Consider the following 18,800-nt stretch of genomic DNA (forward strand, 5'->3'; position numbering starts at 1 on the left):
CTCCAGCCGCTGCTGCTAGCGGGTCGCGTCGAGGAGAGCGGCGGCCGTGAACAGCTCCACCCCGACCGTGATGGCCCGCTCGTCGGCGTCGAAGTCACCCTGGTGCAGGTCACGCACGGTCCGCTCGCCCGGCGTACGCACCCCGAGCCGCGCCAGCGCGCCCGGCACATGCTCCAGGTACCAGGAGAAGTCCTCGCCGCCCAGGCTCTGCTCGGTCCCCTCGATGGAGTCGGTGCCGCGCCGGGCGGTCATCGCGTCCCGGAGCAGTTCGGTGATCACCGGGTCGTTGACGACCGGCGGCACCCCGCGCAGGTAGTTGATCTCGGACTTGGCCCGGTGCAGGGTCGCGACCTCGTCGATCGCCGCGTGCACGACGTCCGGAGCCTGCCGCCAGGCCGTCAGATCCAGGCACCGCACGGTCCCGGAGAGCTCGGCGTGCTGCGGGATGACGTTGGGCGCGTGCCCGGACTCGATCCGCCCCCAGGTCACGGCGAGCCCGCTGCGGCTGTCCACGCGCCGCGCGATGAGCGCAGGCACGTCGACGGCGACCCGGGCGGCGGCGGTGACCATGTCGGTGGTGAGATGCGGTCGGGCGGTGTGCCCGCCGGGCCCGTCCAGGGCGACCTCGACGCGGTCGCAGGCGCTGGTGATGGCCCCGGTCGTGAGCCCGATCCTGCCCACGTCCACCCTGGGGTCGCAGTGCACGGCGATGATCCGCCCCACCCCGTCCAGCACCCCGGACTCGATGGCGTCGGCGGCACCGCCGGGCAGCACCTCCTCGGCGGGCTGGAAGAGCAGTCGTACGGGCCGCGGCAGCAGCCCCCGCTCGTGCAGCTCGGCGAGGACCAGCCCGGCGCCCAGCACCACGGCCGTGTGCACGTCATGCCCGCACGCGTGCGCCCGGTCCGGCACGGTGGACCGGTAGGCGCACTCGGTCTTCATGTCCGGGATGGGCAGGCCGTCGATGTCGGCGCGCAGGGCGAGCACGGGCAGCCCGTCGGCCTCGGGACCGATGTCACAGATGAGCCCGGTTCCCACGGAGAGGACGCGAGGCCGCAGGCCGGCCTTCTCAAGCCGTTCCTTGATCGCGGCCGTGGTGCGGAACTCCTGGTTGCCGAGCTCCGGGTGCATGTGCAGGTCGCGGCGGAAGGCCACGAGTTCGGTGTGCAGCTCCTCGCTGAGCACGCCGGGGAGCACATCCCCTGGGAGGTCGGCCTCGGACTCTAGGGACATCAATTGGTTCACCCTCTGAAGGGTAGGACGCCCGGAGGGTCAACTGCCCGGAGATCAACAAAAGTTCAGCCCGTTAGGGGAAGAAATGCTGACCGCGGAAGCATGACCTCGGACGTGGCTGGGTAAAACCTATGTTTCCTCTTCCACGCATACCACGCCGTGCGGCAATCACGCCGTTTCTGTCCACGTACCGGAACGGAAGCGGGCCGGAACGACGACATCGCCACGCATGGGCCGCCCGCCCGGTAGCGTGCGCGACCGTGACGGACTCGGAGACGACCGACTTCATAGAGACCACCCGTACGTCCTACGACGCGATCGCCAAGGACTACTCCGCCGCCTACCCCGGTCTCCCCGACCTACCGGTGGACCTGTCCATGATCGCCGCCTTCGCCCAGCTGGTGAAGGCGAACGGCACCGCCCCCGTGGCCGACCTGGGCAGCGGCCCCGGCCACATCACCGCCCATCTGAACGACCTGGGCGTCCCGGCCTTCGGCATCGACCTCTCCCCCGCCATGGTCACCCTCGCCCGTGAGGCCCACCCCGCCCTGCGCTTCCACCGGGGCTCGATGACGTCCCTGGACCTGCCCGACGAGACCCTGGGCGGTGTCCTCGCCCTCTACTCGATCATCCACATCCCCGACGACCACCTCCCGGCGACCTTCGCCGGCTTCCACCGCGTCCTGGTCCCCGGCGGCCATGTCCTGCTGGCGTTCCAGAAGGGCGAGCAACCCGGCCTCCACCTCACCGAACGCTTCGGCCACGAGATCGACCTGCACTACCACTGGCGCCCGGCGTACGTTGTGGGCGACATGCTCGCCAAGGCGGGTCTGGAGGTGGCGGCCACCCTGATCCGGGAGCCGCTCGACCCGGAGAAACGGCCGCGGGCGTTCGTGCTGGCCCGCAAGCCGGGCTGACCCGGCACCCCGCAGCCCGGGACGTCAGGCCTGGGTGCGGTGCACACACTCGGTGACGACGTCCCGCAGGCTCCCGGTCTCCTCCATCAGCCGCCGCTGCTCGTCGGCACCGTTGCCGTCCCGCAGCAGCCGCTGAACAGCCTCTTCCGCCATCGCCAGGTCACCGCTGTCCACGAGGGCGTCCCGGGTGTGCGCCAGCAGCGCGCCCAGGACCGCCTCCGCCGCCCGGGGCCGCAGGGTGACGGGATCGAGCAGCTCCCCGCCGAGCCCCGAGCGGGCGGCCCGCCAGCCGGCCAGCCGCGCCAGCCCCACACCATGGTCGACGGGTTCCTGTCCGGCCCGCCACTCGCGCGCGGCGGTCTCCACCAGCGCACGGGCGAGCGCGGCCACGAGGACGGCGGTCTCGGCGCGCAGACACACATCGGCGACCCGGATCTCGACGGTCGGATAGCGCCGGGCGAGCCGGGCGTCGAAGTAGACCATCCCCTCGTCCAGGATGACGCCGGTGGCCACCATGTCCTCGACCAGCCGGTGATACCGCGCGGGTGACCGGAACAGCTCCACCGGACCGGCGGACGGCCAGCGCGCCCACACCTGGTTGCGATAACTGGCGTACCCGGTGTCGTTGCCCTGCCAGTAGGGGGAATTGGCGCTGAGAGCGACGAGCAGGGGCAGCCAGGGCCGCACCCTGTCCAGAACCCCCACGCCCTCCTCGTCGGACTCCACGGCAACATGCACATGGCAGCCGCAGACCAGTTGCTCGCGGGTGGCGATCCCGTACTGCTCGGCCATCCACTGGTAGCGCCCGTTCACGCTGACGGAGGGGCTGACCGGCAGCGGGGAGGTGGCGAGCGCGGCCACGGTGCACCCGAGCTCCCCGGCAAGCCGGGCGGCCTCCTTCCGGCAGCGCACGATCTCCTGGCCCAGGTCCGCCATCTCCGACTGCGGTTGGGTGGCGAACTCCAGCATCTGCCCGTAGAGCTCCTTCTCGAACACGTCCTGCCCCGGATCGGTCAACGCGGCCCGGGCCAGCACCGCGGCCGCCGACGCCTTGGGCTCCCCCGTGTCCGGGTCGACGAGCAGAAGCTCCTCCTCCACTCCGACGGTACGCACGCGAACCCGCCCTCCATCCACACCACCACCGAACGCGGATCCTCCGCACCCCCCGACTTCCCAGCCCGGCCGAGGAGACACCTCGGGCAGCCGACCGACATGAGCCGCCCCAGGGGACAGGCGACGGCAGCGATGGGAGGATCCGTGCCGCTCCCGCCCACGCCCTCCAGCCCCAGCCCAGGCCTCTCCGCCACCCCGACTGGCACGCATCCACCAGTCACCCCCCACGACCCGCAAGCCGCCGATCCCGCGCGGCGTGCCCCCGAACCACGCCCACGCCCACGCCCACCGGCGATCCCCCGATCCACGGCTCCCGCAAACCCCGGCAGGGCCCCGTCTCTCCGGGCCGCCCGCTCGCTTCTACCCGTGCCGGAACGAGCCGTGTCAAGGGTGACCCGAAGGGTCATCGCCGAAGGCGACGCGCAGCGCCCTTGACTCGGCTTGCGAAGGCACGACACTGCCGGGAAGCGGGCGGCCCCGACGGTCACTCTTCGACGAACAGCTCCGCAGCGTCCGTAACGTGCATGGCGCGCTGGGCCCAGACCTCAAGCTGGTCCAGCTCGGTGCAGGCGCTCACCCGCTCACGCACGGCGTCACTCACCGGGATGCCACGCCACTCCAGGATGCGGAGGATCATCTCAGCCTTGGCCTCGGCCCGGCCTTCCTCGCGCCCTTCCTCGCGCCCCTCCTCGCGCCCCTCCTCGCGCACCTGCTCCGCCAGAGGGTGTCGCCAGAAGTACTGGATCGCCGTCATCAGGTCCCTCCACATCTGCTTCGCCTGAGGATCAACCAGGCACGAATCGACGAACTGCGCGAAGACCGCGGCACCTCGTGCGTCGACCCCACCATCACGCCACCCCCAACTCACACCAGACGTACTTGCCTCGGTCCCCGAACCGGGCCGACGGCTGCCAGCCCCAGCAGTCGGCACACGCCACCACCAGCCCCAGCCCCCGCCCCGCCTCGAGATCCGTCACCACCTCCAACGACCCCGGCGGCTCCGGAGGCACAGGATCCGCATCCCACGCCCCGATCCACACGACGCCCTCCGCCGAACGCCGCACCCTGAGCGCCGCAGGCCCCTTCGTATGCCGTACGGCATTGGACACCAGCTCCGCCGCCAGCAACTCCGCCGTGTCCGCCAGACCGATCAGACCGTGCATCGTCAGGATCAGGCGGAGAGTGCGGCGGCAGATCGTCACCGCTCTCAGGTCGTTGGGGATGGAGAGCGTGTAGTCCCAGCTTTCGGGCATGCGTCATCAACTCCGGTGAGATGAAGGGGATTTCACGCACGGTGGCATCGCCGCATGACGATGCGGTGCACTTCCGCAGCGTGTGCGTTACGTCACCGACAGTAGGGCTAATTGTTTATGCTTCGCAAGCCGGTCCCGTAAAGTGACGCCGAACGAGCCACGCGCCAAGGCGTTTTGGGAGGGCAGTCGATGACACTGAGGAGCGAGCCGACAGCGCGTCAGCTCCGACTGGCGGTCGAGCTGCGCAGGCTCCGCGACGCGGCAGGCCTCACGGCGCGGGAGGCAGCAGCCCTGCTCGGGGTCACCGCTCCGGCCATCAGCCAGATCGAGTCAGGCATCGCGGGTGTGAGCGAGAAGCGGCTGCGCCGTCTCGCCTCGAACTACTCGTGCACAGACCAAGAGTTGATCGACGCCTTGGCGGCGATGGCGACCGACCGGACCAAGGGTTGGTGGGAGGAGTACCGGGAACTGCTGCCGACGCCGTTTCTCAATCTCGCCGAGCTTGAGCACCACGCGACCTTCTTGCAGGAGGTGCAGTTCCTGTTCGTTCCCGGGCCTCTACAGACGGAGGATTACGCTCGCGCCGTCTTCTCCGACCGGGTTCCGGAACTCCCCGCCGAGGACGTCGAGTTGCGCGTCCGTCATCGGATGCAACGCGCGGCAGCCGCCGCCGAGACTCCTTACGAGGCAGTCATACACGAGGCGGCACTGCGGATCATGGTCGGTGACCGCAGCACCTCACGGGCTCAGCTCACCCACGTTCTGGAGGCGTCAGAAGCGGAACATGTCACCGTCCGCGTCATCCCGTTCCACCTGGAGGGGTTCACCAGCGCCGCGAGCGCCATGACGTACGCGGGAGGCGCCGTACCGAAGTTGGACACGGTCGTACGCGACGGCCCGCAGGGAGCCGCCTTCATCGACTCCGAGGCACAGTTGGGCGCCTTTCGAACGCTCTTTCATAAGGTGGAGTCCGCATCGCTCGACCCCGAGCGCTCGCGCGACTTCATCCACAAACTGTCGAAAGAGCTATGAGGCACCCGATGGACACCTGGCGGAAGTCGTCCTACTCCGGACCCGGTGACGGCGACTCCTGCGTAGAGATAGCGAACTTCCCCGCCCACATATCCATCCGCGACTCCAAAGCCCCCGCCAGAGCTGTCCTCAGCTTCCCCGTCGAAGCCTTCGCACCCTTCCTCCAAGCCCTCAAAGCGACGCAACGTCCCTAGCCTGATCCGCTCCCCGAGCTCCCGGCTTCCGGCTGGAGCCGGCCGGCCGCCGCGGCGAGTGTGCGGGCCGTTTCGATCACCGTCCTGCGGCGGCGGGCGAGGGCGGCCTCGGTGGTGTCCTCGTCCAGGACCATGCGGCACATCCCGGGCACCGCGAAGTTCCAGGAGATCAGGCCCATGAGGGTGAACAGCAGATCCTGGGCGGCGCGGACGCGTGCGTCTTCGGGGAGGTGGTGGGCCACGCCTCCGTCCACGAGCTGGTGCGTCTTGTCGCGGAAAGCGTCCCGGCGCTCCCACCCGCTCTCCTCGGACTCGTCGCCCGCCTCCAGCGCCTCCCACATGAGCAGCCTGATCAGCTCCGGATGCTGCTGATAGAAGTCGAACATCTGCCCGACCGATTCGGCGACCGCGTCGGGGGCGATGGAGATGGAGACGCGGACCTCCCCCAGCTTCGCCCGCACGACGGCGGCGAACAGCTCTTCCTTGCCGCCGTAGTAGAGGTAGATGGCCTGCTTGTTGGCCCTGGCGGCGGTCGCGATCCGGTCGACTCGGGCCCCTGCCAGGCCGTGCTCGGCGAACTCGTCAGCGGCAGCGGCGAAGATCCGCCGCCTGGTGTCCTCCGCGTCATAGGCCATGGCTGAATTAAACCATTCGGTTGACTCAGGCCCGCCCGGGCAGCAGACTCCAGTAAAACAACTGGATGGTTTATTCCATCTCCGCCGGTCGAAAGGTCTGCCATGACCACCGCACCTCCCGTCCCCGTCCGTTCGCCGCTGCCGAGCGCCCTCTCCGGCACGACCGCCGTCCTCGTCGGCGCCAGCTCCGGTATCGGGCTGGCGGCGGGCGTCCTGCTGCGTTCCGTCGGCGCCCGCGTCGTGCTGGTCGGCCGCGATCCCGACCGGCTGAAGACCGCCGCCTCCCGGGTGCGCGACGCGAACCCCGCTGATGACTCCGACGACGCCGTACTGGCCGTCGCCGGCGACGGCGGAGACGAGCGGATCCTGGCCGAGGCCTACGACCGGGCGGGCCACGTCGACCACGTGTTCGTCACCGCGGGCGGCCTCAGCGGCGTGGGGCCCGTGACCGCGCTGTCGGCCGACGACATCCGGTCGGCCTTCGACTCCGTCCTCCAGAGGGCCTTCGCCATCGCCCGCACCGCGGCGTCCCGGCTGCCCTCGGGAGGCTCGCTCACGTTCAGCTCGGGGATCCTCGTGGCCCGCCCCCTGCCCGGAATGACCGCCCCGCTGTCGGCCGGCGGCGCCGTGGAGACCCTCACCAGGGCCCTCGCCGTGGAGCTGGCCCCCGCCCGCCTGCGCGTGAACGCCATCCGCTACGGCCGGATCGACACCCCGCTCCTGCGCTCGCTGCCGGGGCTGGACTCCGACGAAGCGGTCACCGCCGCCGGCTCGGCCGTTCCCGTCGGCCGCTTCGGCACCGCCGAGGAAGCCGCCGCCACGGCCCTCTTCCTCATGGCCAACACCTACGTCACCGGTCAGATCCTCACCGTCGACGGCGGCGAGACCCTCACCTGACAGACCGTGGTCCCGGCCGGCCTCCGTACTCACAGGCCGGCCGGCACGGGGCCGGCCGCCTCGCCCCCAACGCCGCCTACGCCGGGCTCGTCACCGCCGCCAGCCGGTGTACGTCCTTCGCCGTGCCCGTGACGCCCGACAGGAACCCCTGCGCGCGAGGTGACGCGTTCGCCGTCAGCCAGGCCGGGTCGATGTCGCAGACCGCGACGCGGACGCCCGTGCCGACCAGGGCAAGGGGAAGCGTGTGGACGACCGTCGACGGGAAGCTCAGGATCGTACCGCCGATCGGGCCGCGGCGGGCGATCAGCTCCAGCGGGAGATCCGGGCGGACTATCTCCAGTCCCGTCTCGGCCGCGAGCCGGTGCAGTTTCTCCGTGCTCTCCCGGCGGTGCGCGAAGTAGCGCGTGGCGCCGTGTGCCTTGGCCAGGGACTGGACGGCCTCCAGGTAACGGTCGCCGTCCACGACGCCCGTCTCCACCAGCGACGTACCGACCATGTCGGCGCCCTTGGTGATGCGCGGCGGGCCGAAGCGGGCTCTGGTCCAGCCGAAGTCGTTCGCGGTGACCGTCACTCCCGCCGGGGTCTCCGTCATCGGCATGGAGGAGAAGACCTCCACCCGGCGGCGGTCACTGGGGGTGAGGCGGCGACGGGCGGAGGACGCGACAGGGGCGAACAGCAGATCCCTCGCCCCCGGGCGGCCGCCCTTGCGGTGCCAGCGGACCAGGCGTTCGCCGCGCGCCAGTTGGGAGACGAACTCCATCGTCGCCGTGCCGTCGTCGACGACGACCAGGTCACGGGCGCGGGTGATCGTCAGCAGAAGCTGTACGTAGCGGGAGAAAGGATCCCCCATGACGATCCGGTCGGCCCGGCGGAGGGAACCCGCCAGGCCGCCGATCGTCTGGAAGGGGGCGGTGGTGCCGCCCCGTGCCTCCTCCCAGCGGACCCGGTAGCCCTCGTCACGGGCCAGGTCCGCCATACGGCGCAGCTGGCCCCGGGTCATGGGGTCCGTCGGGGACAGGACGACGATCGTGAGTTCCGCGCCGGGTGCCGCCGCCGATATGGCGGCCGATGCGCGGCGGGCCTGAGAGGGCACCGTCGGCACCGGCTCCACCGCCCCGCGCAGGGCGTGGACATGCGCCCACTCCAGCACGTTCAGCAGCTGCACCGGACTCTCGACGAACGCGAGTGTGTGGGGGCCGGGGTTCCCGGCGCGGGGGCTCATCGACGTACGACCGTCCCGTCGTCGTAACACAACAGACGTAACTTCAGGATTTCAGCGGTGTCAGACCTGGACCGGCTCGCCGGCGGCCGCGGCGATCTCCGCCTCGGCGACGACACCGGCGACACGGCGCAGCTTCTTCATCGGGCCCAGCTCGGAGTCGTAGACCTTCTTGACGCCGTCGCCCAGGGAGGCCTCGATGGTGCGGATGTCGCGGACGAGGCGGACGAGGCCCTGCGGCTCGACGGAGGCGGCCTGGTCGGAGCCCCACATCGCGCGGTCCAGGGTGATGTGACGCTCGACGAAGGTGGCGCCCAGGGCGACCGCGGCGAGGGTGGTCTGCAGGCCCGTCTCGTGGCCGGAGTAGCCGATCGGGACGTTCGGGAACTCCTTCTCCAGCGTGTTGATCACGCGGAGGTTCAGCTCCTCGGCCTTCGCCGGGTAGGTCGAGGTGGCGTGGCACATGAGGATGTTGTCCGAGCCGAGCACCTCGACCGCGTGGCGGATCTGCTTCGGCGTCGACATGCCGGTGGAGAGGATGACCGCGCGGCCGGTGGCGCGCAGCGCCTTCAGCAGCTCGTCGTCGGTGAGGGACGCGGAGGCGACCTTGTGGGCGGGGACGTCGAACTTCTCCAGGAAGGCGATGGCCTCGGTGTCCCACGGGGAGGCGAACCAGTCGATGTTCTTGCTCTTGCAGTACTCGTCGATCTGACGGTACTCGTCCTCACCGAACTCCACGCGGTGGCGGTAGTCGATGTAGGTCATGCGGCCCCAGGGGGTGTCACGCTCGATGTCCCACTGGTCGCGCGGGGTGCAGATCTCCGGGGTGCGCTTCTGGAACTTGACGGCGTCACAGCCGGCCTCGGCGGCGACGTCGATCAGCTTGAAGGCGTTCTCCAGCTCACCGTTGTGGTTGATGCCGATCTCGCCGCAGATGTAGACGGGCTTTCCGGGGCCGACCTCACGGGAACCGAACGTGCGCAGGCGGGAGTTGCTCATGACTGTGGGGTGTCCTTACTTCGGGAGGGAATCGAGAGAGGGGCCGAGGATCCAGCTGGCGATCTCTCGGATCGCGCCGTCGCCACCGGGGACGGTGGTGACCGCGCGTGCGGCGCCGCGTACGACGTCGTGGGCGCTCGCGACCGCCACGGGCCAGCCCACGAGGGCGAAGCACGGGAGGTCATTGACGTCGTTTCCGACGTAGAGCACGCGCTCGGGAGCGATGCCCTGCTCCTCGCACCACTGCTTGAGGGCGAGGTCCTTGCGGTCGACGCCGTGCAGGACCGGGATCTGGAGTTTCCGGGCCCGAGCGGCGACGACCGTGTTCTGCTCCGTGGAGAGGATCAGCATCTTGAGCCCGCTCTTTCGCAGGGCGGCGATGCCGAGTCCGTCGCCGCGGTGCACGGAGACGAACTCCTTTCCATCGGCGTCGATCAGCACCCGGTCGTCGGTCTGGGTGCCGTCGAAGTCCAGTACGACCGCGTCGATGTCGTCGGCGGTCGGCAGCGAACCGGGGCGGTCCGCGTCGAAGAGGGGGGCCAGTGCGCGGGCGCGGGCCAGGTCGTGCGGGTCGTCGATCTCCAGGACGCGGGCCGGGTCGGTGCGCACCAGCTCGGTGTGGCCGAAGAAGCGGTGCTGGTGCTCGCGGAAGCCGTCGGCGCGCATCGCGTAGGCGGCGCCGGTCTCCAGGAAGTCCTGGGGGCGGTCCTGGCGGCGGGGGCGGAAGGACTTGTCGTGGTTGACGCCGAAGCCGCCGCTCGCCGAGGCCGCGTCGGCGCCGGCCGGCACCGGGGCGTCCACCTCGTCGCGCCAGACGAAGCCGTGGAAGGGGGCCACGGTGAGGGCCGTGTCGGCGCCGTTCTCGACGACCGCGCCGGCCACCCCGTCGAGGTCCTCGCGGATGATGAACGGGCTGGTGCACTGCACGAGCAGCACCACGTCGACCGGGGCGCCGTGCAGGGCCTCGTGGGCGTCCATGGCGTGCAGGACGGCGGCCTCGGAGGTGGCGGTGTCGCCGGCGATGGCGGCGGGGCGCAGCACGACCTCCGCGCCGGCGGACCGGGCGGCCGCGGCGATCGCCTGGTCGTCCGTCGAGACGACGACGTCGGTCACCAGGCGGGAGGCGCGGCACTCGCGCACCGCGCGGGCGACCAGCGGGACGCCGCCGACCGGGAGGAGGTTCTTCGCGGGCACGCCCTTGGAGCCGCCGCGCGCGGGGATCACGGCGAGTACCCGGGGTACGACGGCCGTTTCGGGGTGGGACATCGGCTCTGTTCCTTCGGATGCGTGGAGCTGGGCTCCTTGGCGCGGGATCCGGTCGCTCACAGCTCTCCCATTCGTCGGATCACGGGGGCCACCCGCTGGACGCCGTGGCGGTAGGCGCCGCGTGCGGCCCGTCGCACGATCTGGCGGACGGGGCCCGGGGCCTTGTCGGCGGCCGGTGCGCCGGGCAGCGGCACGCCGTCGGGGCCGAGGTGGTGGCGGCCCAGGATGCCGGGCAGATAACCGGGCGCGGTCTCGGGTGTGTAGTACGGGTTCAGGGGCGGCAGACCGCCGGGCCGGCCGAGCAGCTTGGCGATCCGCTCACGTCCCGCGTCGAACGCGGTGGCGTACGTGCCGTCGGCGGCGACGCCCTGCCGCGAGACCCACTCGGCGTCGGGCACCGGGCGGTGTCCGGCGTCGAGCTGGTCCCAGGAGGCGAGGCAGCCGGAGCCGACGAAGTGGTGGTTGCCGAGCATCTCGCGGACACCGAGGTCGGTGAGGACCACGGTGGGGATCCGGCGGTGCAGGGCTTCCAGAGCGGCCGTCGAGCTGACGGTGACGAGGAGGTCCGTGCGGTCGAGTACCTCGCCCATGTGTCCATACACCAGGCGGAAGTTGGCGGGCACGTCCTTGCCCTGGACCAGCTTCTGGTACGGCAGTTCCTCGATGTGGGTGGTGTGCTCGCCGGGCTTGGAGCGCAGCTTGAGCAGCACCTCCCGCTCGGGGTGCTGACGGGCGTGCTGGATGAGGCGGTTGAGCAGGTAGGTGCGGTCCTTGCGGCTCTCGGGGACCGAGGGCTGGGCCGCGAACACCACGGTGTACGGGTCGTGTTCGCCCTCGTAGGGCGCCCCGCCGAGGAACGGCAGCGCGACCTCGGTCACCGCGGAGGAGTCGGCGCCGACCCCGTCGTACACGGCCCGGAACCGGTCCGCGTCCTGGCGGGAGTTGGCGAGGACCAGGTCCGCGCCGTGCCGCAGCAGCAGGCCGTCGGCGAGCTTCTCGTAGACGACGCCGACATAGCCGGTGACGACGACGGGCCGCTTCTCGCGGCCGGCCCAGGCACTGCGCAGCCCGTGCAGCATCGCCTGCACCCCGCCGCCGACGAGGGAGAGCACGAGGATGTCGTACGACTCCGTGCCCTCGGGGTCGGCTTCCGAGCCCGAGGGGCCGGCTTCCATGGCACGCAGGAACTCGACGGCCGTCACTTCGCGGAGCGAGTCCGCGTGGACGCCGACTTCCTGGAGCTGGCGGGCGGTGGGGGTGGCACGGCCGCGCAGAAGGTAACCGTCGAGCCGGGCGTCCGAATTGTCGCTTTCGTCGGGAATCAGGCGCTTCGCGGTGAGCGCCCCCCACTTCCACCGAGTATCGGAATCCGCCAGGACGGCCACCCGCAGGGACTTCGTTGCACTTGCTGGCACACCCAAGACGCTAGGAAGGCATTCCGAGGATCTCCCGAACCCGAATCCAACAAAAGGTTAACAACACATCGCCGAATGGCGAATCAGCCCGGGATAAGCCCTGAAAAAGGCCCGGTTCATAGCTTCGCCACATGTCGTTCACCTGATGTCAAGGCGACGGTCAAGACGGATGACGGGCGCCCATCTAACGTCCTGCACGTGGTCAAGCTCTCCGTCATCGTGCCGTTCTACAACGTGCAGCAATACGCGCCCGACACCCTGAGGAGCCTGCGTGCGAACGCGCGTGAGGACTTCGAATTCATTCTCGTCGACGACTGCTCGACCGACGGGACGCCAGAGATTCTCGCGCGAGCCGAGCGCGAGCTGCCAGGCGCGGTCCATGTCAAACACGAGCTGAACGGAGGGCTGGCCACCGCGCGCAACACCGGTATCGACAAAGCACGCGGCGAGTACGTCACCTTCCTGGACGGCGACGACTGGCTCGCGCCCGGCTACTACCCGGACCTCGTGGACGCGATCGAGTCGCTGGGCTGCGACTTCGTCCGCACCGACCATGTGCAGTGCACCGCGCGCGCCCGGATCGTGCACCGGGTGCCGCTCGGCCGCCGCAACACCGTGATGAACCCGCGGGACGCGATCCTGCCCGCCGACCGGTCCACCTCCGTCGACTACGCGTACGCGTGGGCGGGTGTCTACCATCGCCGTCTGGTGGACAAGGGGCTCATCCACTTCACGGACGGGCTGCGCACGGCCGAGGACCGGCCGTGGATCTGGAAGCTGCACCGGGAGGCCGAATCCTTCGCGGCGGTGAACCTGCTCGGCGTCTTCTACCGGCGTGGCGTAGCCTCGTCACTCACGCAGATCGGAGATGTCCGTCAGCTCGATTTCATTCGCGCGTTCGACCAGGTGATCGAGGAAACCGCACAGGACGCGGACGCGAAGGAACTCCTGCCGAAGGCCGTCCGTACCTACTGCGCGATCATTTCCCATCACCTGGGATCCATCGAAAGGTTCGAGCCCGCGGTGGCGAAGAAGCTGAAATCCATGAGTGCCGCCGCACTGCGGCGCATGCCGCAGGACGTGCTGGCCGAGGCCCTGGACTCCATGGACCTCCAGCGCGCCACCAAGCTGCGCCGGCTGCGCCGCCGTCCCGCTCCCGCGGGGGCCGCCGCGTGACCACCCAGATCTTCCAGGCGTCCACCCTCTACGGCACGGCCACCCTCGCCGCCGCACTGGACTCCGGCGCCTTCCGCCCGGCCGACCGGCGCATCCTGCTGGTCTGCAACAACGCGGCGACCCCGGAGACCACCCCGGGCCTGGACGAGGCGCCCGGCTTCGAGCGGCTGCGCGAGCGCTTCGACGACGTGATCTCGTACAACGAGACGATCTTCCCGTTCCACCCCGGCGGCTGGGCCCCGCGCCTCGAGGACCTCCCCCTGTGGGAACGCTTCCTGCGCCACGAGTGGCGGCTCGGCGACGACGACGTCGAGTTCGCCGTCGAGTCCATCCAGGTCAACCCCTCGCTCAGCCTCACCCAGATGTTCACCGGTGCCCCGGTCACGGTCTACGCCGACGGCCTGATGAGCTACGGCCCGACCCGCAACAAGATCGACCCGCTGGTCGGCACCCGGGTGGACCGGGTCCTCCACCTCGACCTGGTGCCGGGCCTCAAGCCCATGCTGCTCACCGAGTTCGGCGTCCCCGGCGAGGTCGTGCCGACCGCGGCCTTCACCAAGGTGCTGGCCGAACTGGCGCCCAGTGGCGACGCGTTGCCGCAGATCGAGGAACCGGCCATGCTGCTCGGCCAGTACCTCTCCGCGCTCGACATCCTCTCTCCCGAGCAGGAGGAGGATCTGCACGTCCGGATGTTGAAGGGCGCCGTCGAACTCGGCCACACCAAGGTCGTGTTCAAGCCGCACCCCTCCGCCCCGGCCCGCTTCGCGCGGACCCTGGAGCAGGAGGCCGAGAAGCTCGAGGTCGACCTCACCGTCCTGGACACCACGGTCCTCGCCGAGGTGCTGTACCAGAAGATGCGCCCGGCGCTGGTCGTCGGCTGCTTCTCCACCGCGCTGCTCACCGCGTCCGCGCTGTACGGCCTGCCGACCGCCCGGATCGGCACGGACACGCTCCTCGACAAGCTCATCCCGTACGAGAACAGCAACCGCGTCCCGGTCACCGTCGTCGACGCGCTGCTGCCCTCGCTCACCGACCGCAAGGCCGTGGAGGAGCAGCGCGCGCTGCTGACCGTCGCGGAACTCGGCGAGCTGATCCGCGCGGTGGGCTTCGCGATGCAGCCGAAGATCCACCCGCAGCTGCGCCAGGAGACCGAGCGCTATCTCACCAAGCATCTCAACGACACGACCATCCGCTACTTCAAGCGCAAGCGCCTGACCTCGCTCGCGCTGCCCGGCGGACTGCCGGCCCAGCTGGGCTTCCTGCCGCGCAACGCGACCGTCCGCCGGATGGCCCGCAAGGCGCGCACCCTGCGCCGGGGCGTCCGCCGCTAGGCGCTCCGCTGGAAGCGGCGCGTCATGCCGTCGTTCGTCTGCGGCGCCGTTGTGGCTGGTCGCGCCCACGCGGCGGTAGCCGCACATCCCATACAGCCCCGCGCCCCTTTGGGGCGCTGTCGAGGGGGCGGGTCCGGATCGGGCCCGCCCCTTCGGCGTCACCGGCCGAGGATCTGCTTGATCCGGGCCGCGTTCTCCTCGGTGACTTTCCACAGCTGCTGCTGCCGGTCGTGCACATCGGCGACCGTACGGCTGTGGTTGTCGAGGATGTCGATCGCGCGCTCGGTGAGGATCTCGCCGAGGTCGCGCTCGTGGACCGAGACACCCCACTCGGGCCGCTCGATGTCGTTGAGGAAGTACGCCATCTTCGGGTGCGAGATGAGGGAGACGATGGGCGTACCGACACCGAACGGGATCATGCCGGCGTGCCCGCGCATGCCGATGACCAGGCGGGTCTTGGCGTACGTCTCACGGATCTCGTCGTTGGAGAAGTCGTACATCGGGATCACCGGCAGCGAGATGCCGTGCTCGCGGCGCAGGTCGAAGGCGATCTTCTCGTCGTCCAGCGAGTGGGCGACGCACTTGACCTCGGTGTGCTCGCCGATCTTGCGGACGGCCTTGGCCATCTCGGCGAGGAAGTGGGCGTAGTCGTGGCCGAAGCGCAGCCCCGCGCGGTCGTAGGCCGCGTTGAGCATGACCGTGTCCTCGCGGTACAGCGGGTCGCTCCAGCCGGCCACCAGCTGGCGCATGACCGTGGTCGGACAGGGCTGGAAGACGACCTTGTCCTGGAGCTCCAGCGGGAGCATCCCGCGGACCTTGGCGATGGAGCCGTGGTTGCGCAGGCCGAAGAAGCTGGACTTCTCGACCAGCAGCCGCAGGCTCTCGTTGAACCGGGTCGCCCGGTAGGACTGGCCGTCGAAGGCGTTGAAGCCGACCGCGTAGACCATGATCGGGACGTCGATGGCGCGCAGGTGCTCGTCCGGGACGTTCCACTGCCAGGCGCTGTTGCCGTTGGGCATGGTGTCCGGGATGAACAGACCGCCGCCGCCGATGACCAGACCCCGGCGGGCGTTGACCCGCTCCAGGGCGGCCTGGTCGAAGTACCGGTGGGCGTGCACGGAGTGCCAGCGCCGGGAGGTGGTGTCCGGGCCGAAGCCCAGCCGGACGGTCTCCGGGAGCAGCTTGTCGCCCGCGTTGCCCTGCCGGTCCATGTAGAACGCGACGTGCGCCAGCTGGTCCTCGGCGCTGCCCTGCTCCTGGGAGGGGACGGCGGCCGCGCGCTGGGCCCACAGGCGGCTGGAGCGGTGCGTGGGGTCGACGGTGAGGCCGGCGGTGGCGTACCGCAGGGCCCCGGTGTTGTCGCCGTTCACCCAGGCCATCTGGGCCAGCCGGGCGTAGGCGGTCGCGGCCCGGTTGGGGGCGGCGGTGGCGAGCAGCAGCTGGGTCTTGGCCTCGTCGTAGCGGGAGACGCTCATCAGGGCGTGGCCGAGCACCTCGTGCGGCCAGGCCTCGTCCAGCGGGATGCGGACGCTGGTGAGGACGTCGACGGCGTCCTGGTAGTCGCCGGACGCGATGTGCGCGGCGGCCACCTTGCGGGCGATCTCGACGTCACCGGTGCGCTTGACGTGCGGGGCGCCGAAGTGGACGACCAGGTCGTGGTGGAGGCCGCCGGAGGAGGCGAAGTAGGCCGCGTGGAACTCGGCGTCGGTCATCTCGAACTCGCGCCAGCGGTCCTCGGCCTGCGCGTAGCCGGACTCGCCGCCCTGCCAGGGCTTGTGGCGCCCGGTGAAGTGCAGGATCTTCGTGTCCTCGGGGACCGGGAGGTCGCCCGAGAGCCGCCGCTTGACGAAGTTGTACTTGGCGTCGAGGCGGACGAAGTCGCCGTCCAGGACGGCGTTCAGGATGCCCTGGTCGTGCTTGTCCAGCTCGTAGTCGCCGCTGCGGCCCGTCTTGTCGATCTTCGCGCAGAACTCGTCGGACAGGTACTCCTTCTGGATCACCAGAAGACCGGAGTTCAGCTTGTGCTGCCCGTAGAAGAACTGCGGCACGGCCGCGAGGCCCTCGCGGAGCTCGAGGAGTTCGTCGAGACCACCGAGGACGACCATGTCGGTGTCCAGGGTGATGATCGTGTCGTAGTCGCGCAGCCGGAAGATGTCGAGGATGAAGTACGCCTTGCGGACCAGGTAGTTGTCCTGGTCGCCCTTGACGTACGAGTCGTAGTGCGTGTCGTTGACCCGCTGCAGCACGATGCGCGGGTGCAGGGCGCGGATCTTCGCGATGGAGGCCGGGCGCAAGTCGTCGTAGAGCACGACGAAGTCCTCGCAGACGCCCGGGTTGGACAGGGCGAGGCTGCGCAGCAGGACCAGGAAGCCGGGGAGGTAGTTCTCGTCCACGTAGGACGCGAAGGCGATCCGGCGCTTCTTGGTGAGGGCGCTCGCGTTGGTGTTGGGTATCGCCGGGGTGAAGGTGGTCGTCATCGCAGGGAGATCCTCATGTCGGTCACGCTCTGGGCCCGCTGCATGACCCAGTCCTTCTCGCTGGTGTATTCGTGCACGGAGGTGATGGCCAGCTTCATGGCCTCCTGCACGCGGTAGGCGCCACTCTCGTAGAAGTCGAACCCGATCAGGTCCAGGGTCGGACTGACGTCCAGGAAGTCCAGCAGCCACAGCATGTTGAACCCGGAGGTCGGGATGCCGGACCAGGCCTCGGCGCCGACCTGCCCGATGTTGCGCAGCGGCCAGCGCAGCGATTCGTCGCCGAGGAACTTCTGGGCGCCGGGCACCAGCTTGTTGCGCAGCGAGTGCTTCCAGTCGCCCGAGATGCCACCGAAGATCAGCCGGGTGGTCACCGGCTTCTCCCAGTTGAAGGCGTGCTTGTGGATGCTGACGTGGATGTCGGTGCGCTCGCCGGTGTGCTTCGGGTCGATCTTGTACGAGTTGAAGCGCACGACCAGGTCGTAGTCGTCGATCTCCTTGCCGATGCCACTGGCGCCCACGCGGCCGGAGTTGGCGATCAGGCAGACGGACTTGCCGGCGATCTGGTTGCGGAACTCCCCGAGGGTGATCCACTGCACGCCGTCGATCGTCGGGTTGCCGACCGGGCCGCGCATCCGGAAGCGGCGCTGCTCGGCGTAGAGCGCGACGGCCTCGCTGAGACCGGCGTCACCGCCCTCGGCGAGGCGCAGGTCGAGGTACTGGCTGAGCAGCTCCTGCCGGTCGTTGACCGGCGCCTCGTCCGCGGAGAGGGCGAGCAGGGCGCCCACCAGGCGGGGCTCGGCGGCCTGCCAGTCGCCGATGGCGTGCAGGGCGAGACCCTCGGCCCAGGTGGCCGTGGCGGGCTCGCGGACGTGGTCCGTGGCGGTGGGGACCTGACGCCTGAGCAGGTCCAGGAGTTCGCGCTCGCGTTCGGCGGCGCGGCGCATGCCGGAGATCCGGTTGGCGACGCCGAAACCGTCGTCCTTGGTGAGCTCGAGGTAGCGCTCGTAGGCCTCGACGGCCTCGCTCTCCTCGCCCAGACCCTCCAGGATGCGGGCGCGCAGCCGCCAGCCGGCGCGGGAGTTCTTGCGCTGGGCGAGCACGGTGTCGCTGATCACCAGGGCGAGGTTCAGCTCGTCGTTGTAACCGCACTCCAGAGCCTTGTTGGCAACCGCCAGCAGGGCGTCGAGCAGGTCGCTGTTGATCCCGCCCGCGGGGGTCGCGGCACCCTTGACGGCCCGCTTGAGCAAGGTGGTCGCGCCGCCGGCCGGGGCCGCTGCGGGGGCGGTGACCCCTTCCGTGGCGACCACCACCAGCAGCTTGCGCAGCTGCTCGGCGAGTTCGCTGCGCCGCCGGTCGAGGCTGCCGACGAGTTTGCCACTGTGCACGGCGCAGGCGTGCAGGCAGTCGTCCAGCTCCCCTCCGCGCGCAGGTGCCCGCCTGTTCTGGACCCTCGTCATAACTCTCCTGTTTTTACCAAGCAAAGCTTGTGTAACCGCTGTGTGTGGTGGGGTGACCCGCAACGGGGGGATGGATGGAGAAACTAGAAAGCCAAAACGACTATATGGTTAACAAACCCCGACTGGTAAGAGAATGGTTAGGAGGTTCACCGGGCTCTTCCTATGATTCCCCCAGGTGACGGTATT

At 69.9% G+C, this 18,800-nt stretch carries 16 protein-coding genes and 1 pseudogene; 6 read left to right on the plus strand and 11 right to left on the minus strand.

The window, feature by feature from the left end:
• Positions 1–15: 15 nt before the first annotated feature.
• The gene (locus ABTY98_RS35070; protein WP_352225143.1) at positions 16–1,233 is read right to left on the minus strand and encodes a M20 family metallopeptidase; all 1,218 of its coding nucleotides are present in this window, start codon (positions 1,231–1,233) and stop codon (positions 16–18) included.
• A gap of 260 nt (positions 1,234–1,493) precedes the next feature.
• Here ABTY98_RS35070 and ABTY98_RS35075 point away from each other — a divergent pair, with 260 nt between their 5' ends.
• Positions 1,494–2,150 (plus strand): class I SAM-dependent DNA methyltransferase, encoded by a 657-nt coding sequence (locus tag ABTY98_RS35075; RefSeq protein WP_352225144.1) that lies wholly within the window; start codon positions 1,494–1,496, stop codon positions 2,148–2,150.
• A gap of 24 nt (positions 2,151–2,174) precedes the next feature.
• Here ABTY98_RS35075 and ABTY98_RS35080 read toward each other — a convergent pair whose 3' ends face one another.
• From ABTY98_RS35080 to ABTY98_RS35090, 3 genes and pseudogenes are all read right to left on the minus strand, one after another.
• Complete coding sequence (locus ABTY98_RS35080) at positions 2,175–3,263, minus strand: glutamate--cysteine ligase (protein WP_352225146.1); 1,089 nt, start codon at positions 3,261–3,263, stop codon at positions 2,175–2,177.
• 484 nt (positions 3,264–3,747) lie between these two features.
• Positions 3,748–4,104, minus strand: a pseudogene (locus ABTY98_RS35085) (hypothetical protein); the annotation flags it as partial.
• Positions 4,105–4,111: 7 nt separating this feature from the next.
• Positions 4,112–4,516, minus strand: coding sequence for an ATP-binding protein (locus ABTY98_RS35090; RefSeq protein ID WP_352225148.1), 405 nt, complete (start codon positions 4,514–4,516; stop codon positions 4,112–4,114).
• Between the two features lie 189 nt (positions 4,517–4,705).
• Here ABTY98_RS35090 and ABTY98_RS35095 point away from each other — a divergent pair, with 189 nt between their 5' ends.
• Complete coding sequence (locus tag ABTY98_RS35095; protein ID WP_352225149.1) at positions 4,706–5,548, plus strand: helix-turn-helix domain-containing protein; 843 nt, start codon at positions 4,706–4,708, stop codon at positions 5,546–5,548.
• A gap of 8 nt (positions 5,549–5,556) precedes the next feature.
• Positions 5,557–5,742, plus strand: coding sequence for a DUF397 domain-containing protein (locus tag ABTY98_RS35100; RefSeq protein ID WP_502994428.1), 186 nt, complete (start codon positions 5,557–5,559; stop codon positions 5,740–5,742).
• Here ABTY98_RS35100 and ABTY98_RS35105 read toward each other — a convergent pair.
• Positions 5,739–6,377 carry a TetR/AcrR family transcriptional regulator gene (locus ABTY98_RS35105; protein ID WP_352225151.1) on the minus strand — a complete coding sequence of 213 codons (639 nt, stop codon included), beginning with the start codon at positions 6,375–6,377 and terminating at the stop codon, positions 5,739–5,741. The genes ABTY98_RS35100 and ABTY98_RS35105 overlap by 4 nt on opposite strands.
• Before the next feature lie 102 nt (positions 6,378–6,479).
• On the opposite strand from ABTY98_RS35105, the gene ABTY98_RS35110 reads away from it, so the two are divergent.
• Positions 6,480–7,274 (plus strand): SDR family oxidoreductase, encoded by a 795-nt coding sequence (locus ABTY98_RS35110; RefSeq protein WP_352225152.1) that lies wholly within the window; start codon positions 6,480–6,482, stop codon positions 7,272–7,274.
• A 76-nt stretch (positions 7,275–7,350) separates the two neighbouring features.
• Here ABTY98_RS35110 and ABTY98_RS35115 read toward each other — a convergent pair whose 3' ends face one another.
• The 4 genes from ABTY98_RS35115 to ABTY98_RS35130 are packed head-to-tail and all read right to left on the minus strand — an operon-like array spanning position 7,351 to position 12,173.
• Complete coding sequence (locus tag ABTY98_RS35115) at positions 7,351–8,496, minus strand: hypothetical protein (protein WP_352225153.1); 1,146 nt, start codon at positions 8,494–8,496, stop codon at positions 7,351–7,353.
• Between the two features lie 60 nt (positions 8,497–8,556).
• Positions 8,557–9,492: an N-acetylneuraminate synthase family protein gene (locus ABTY98_RS35120; RefSeq protein ID WP_352225155.1), complete on the minus strand. Its 936-nt coding sequence runs from the start codon at positions 9,490–9,492 to the stop codon at positions 8,557–8,559.
• 15 nt (positions 9,493–9,507) lie between these two features.
• Positions 9,508–10,758 (minus strand): cytidylyltransferase domain-containing protein, encoded by a 1,251-nt coding sequence (locus ABTY98_RS35125; protein ID WP_352225156.1) that lies wholly within the window; start codon positions 10,756–10,758, stop codon positions 9,508–9,510.
• Between the two features lie 56 nt (positions 10,759–10,814).
• Positions 10,815–12,173 (minus strand): DUF6716 putative glycosyltransferase, encoded by a 1,359-nt coding sequence (locus ABTY98_RS35130; RefSeq protein WP_352225158.1) that lies wholly within the window; start codon positions 12,171–12,173, stop codon positions 10,815–10,817.
• Positions 12,174–12,371: 198 nt separating this feature from the next.
• Here ABTY98_RS35130 and ABTY98_RS35135 point away from each other — a divergent pair, with 198 nt between their 5' ends.
• Positions 12,372–13,349, plus strand: coding sequence for a glycosyltransferase family 2 protein (locus ABTY98_RS35135; protein WP_352225200.1), 978 nt, complete (start codon positions 12,372–12,374; stop codon positions 13,347–13,349).
• Positions 13,346–14,680 (plus strand): polysialyltransferase family glycosyltransferase, encoded by a 1,335-nt coding sequence (locus ABTY98_RS35140; protein WP_352225159.1) that lies wholly within the window; start codon positions 13,346–13,348, stop codon positions 14,678–14,680. The genes ABTY98_RS35135 and ABTY98_RS35140 overlap by 4 nt, the downstream gene beginning before the upstream one ends.
• A gap of 158 nt (positions 14,681–14,838) precedes the next feature.
• Here ABTY98_RS35140 and ABTY98_RS35145 read toward each other — a convergent pair whose 3' ends face one another.
• Positions 14,839–17,157 carry a glycosyltransferase gene (locus ABTY98_RS35145; RefSeq protein ID WP_352225160.1) on the minus strand — a complete coding sequence of 773 codons (2,319 nt, stop codon included), beginning with the start codon at positions 17,155–17,157 and terminating at the stop codon, positions 14,839–14,841.
• Positions 17,154–18,614: a glycosyltransferase family 29 protein gene (locus ABTY98_RS35150; RefSeq protein WP_352225161.1), complete on the minus strand. Its 1,461-nt coding sequence runs from the start codon at positions 18,612–18,614 to the stop codon at positions 17,154–17,156. The genes ABTY98_RS35145 and ABTY98_RS35150 overlap by 4 nt, the downstream gene beginning before the upstream one ends.
• Between the last annotated feature and the right edge of the window lie 186 nt (positions 18,615–18,800).

The sequence above is a fragment of the Streptomyces sp. NPDC096040 genome (genome assembly GCF_040303265.1).
Classification (GTDB): Bacteria; Actinomycetota; Actinomycetes; order Streptomycetales; family Streptomycetaceae; genus Streptomyces.

Coding starts and splice junctions, on each gene's coding strand:
- ABTY98_RS35070 (WP_352225143.1), bottom strand. CDS start 1,233: ATGTCCCTAGAGTCCGAGGCCGACCTCCCAGGGGATGTGCTCCCCGGC.
- ABTY98_RS35090 (WP_352225148.1), bottom strand. CDS start 4,516: ATGCCCGAAAGCTGGGACTACACGCTCTCCATCCCCAACGACCTGAGA.
- ABTY98_RS35095 (WP_352225149.1), top strand. CDS start 4,706: ATGACACTGAGGAGCGAGCCGACAGCGCGTCAGCTCCGACTGGCGGTC.
- ABTY98_RS35100 (WP_502994428.1), top strand. CDS start 5,557: ATGGACACCTGGCGGAAGTCGTCCTACTCCGGACCCGGTGACGGCGAC.
- ABTY98_RS35105 (WP_352225151.1), bottom strand. CDS start 6,377: ATGGCCTATGACGCGGAGGACACCAGGCGGCGGATCTTCGCCGCTGCC.
- ABTY98_RS35110 (WP_352225152.1), top strand. CDS start 6,480: ATGACCACCGCACCTCCCGTCCCCGTCCGTTCGCCGCTGCCGAGCGCC.
- ABTY98_RS35115 (WP_352225153.1), bottom strand. CDS start 8,496: ATGAGCCCCCGCGCCGGGAACCCCGGCCCCCACACACTCGCGTTCGTC.
- ABTY98_RS35120 (WP_352225155.1), bottom strand. CDS start 9,492: ATGAGCAACTCCCGCCTGCGCACGTTCGGTTCCCGTGAGGTCGGCCCC.
- ABTY98_RS35125 (WP_352225156.1), bottom strand. CDS start 10,758: ATGTCCCACCCCGAAACGGCCGTCGTACCCCGGGTACTCGCCGTGATC.
- ABTY98_RS35145 (WP_352225160.1), bottom strand. CDS start 17,157: ATGACGACCACCTTCACCCCGGCGATACCCAACACCAACGCGAGCGCC.
- ABTY98_RS35150 (WP_352225161.1), bottom strand. CDS start 18,614: ATGACGAGGGTCCAGAACAGGCGGGCACCTGCGCGCGGAGGGGAGCTG.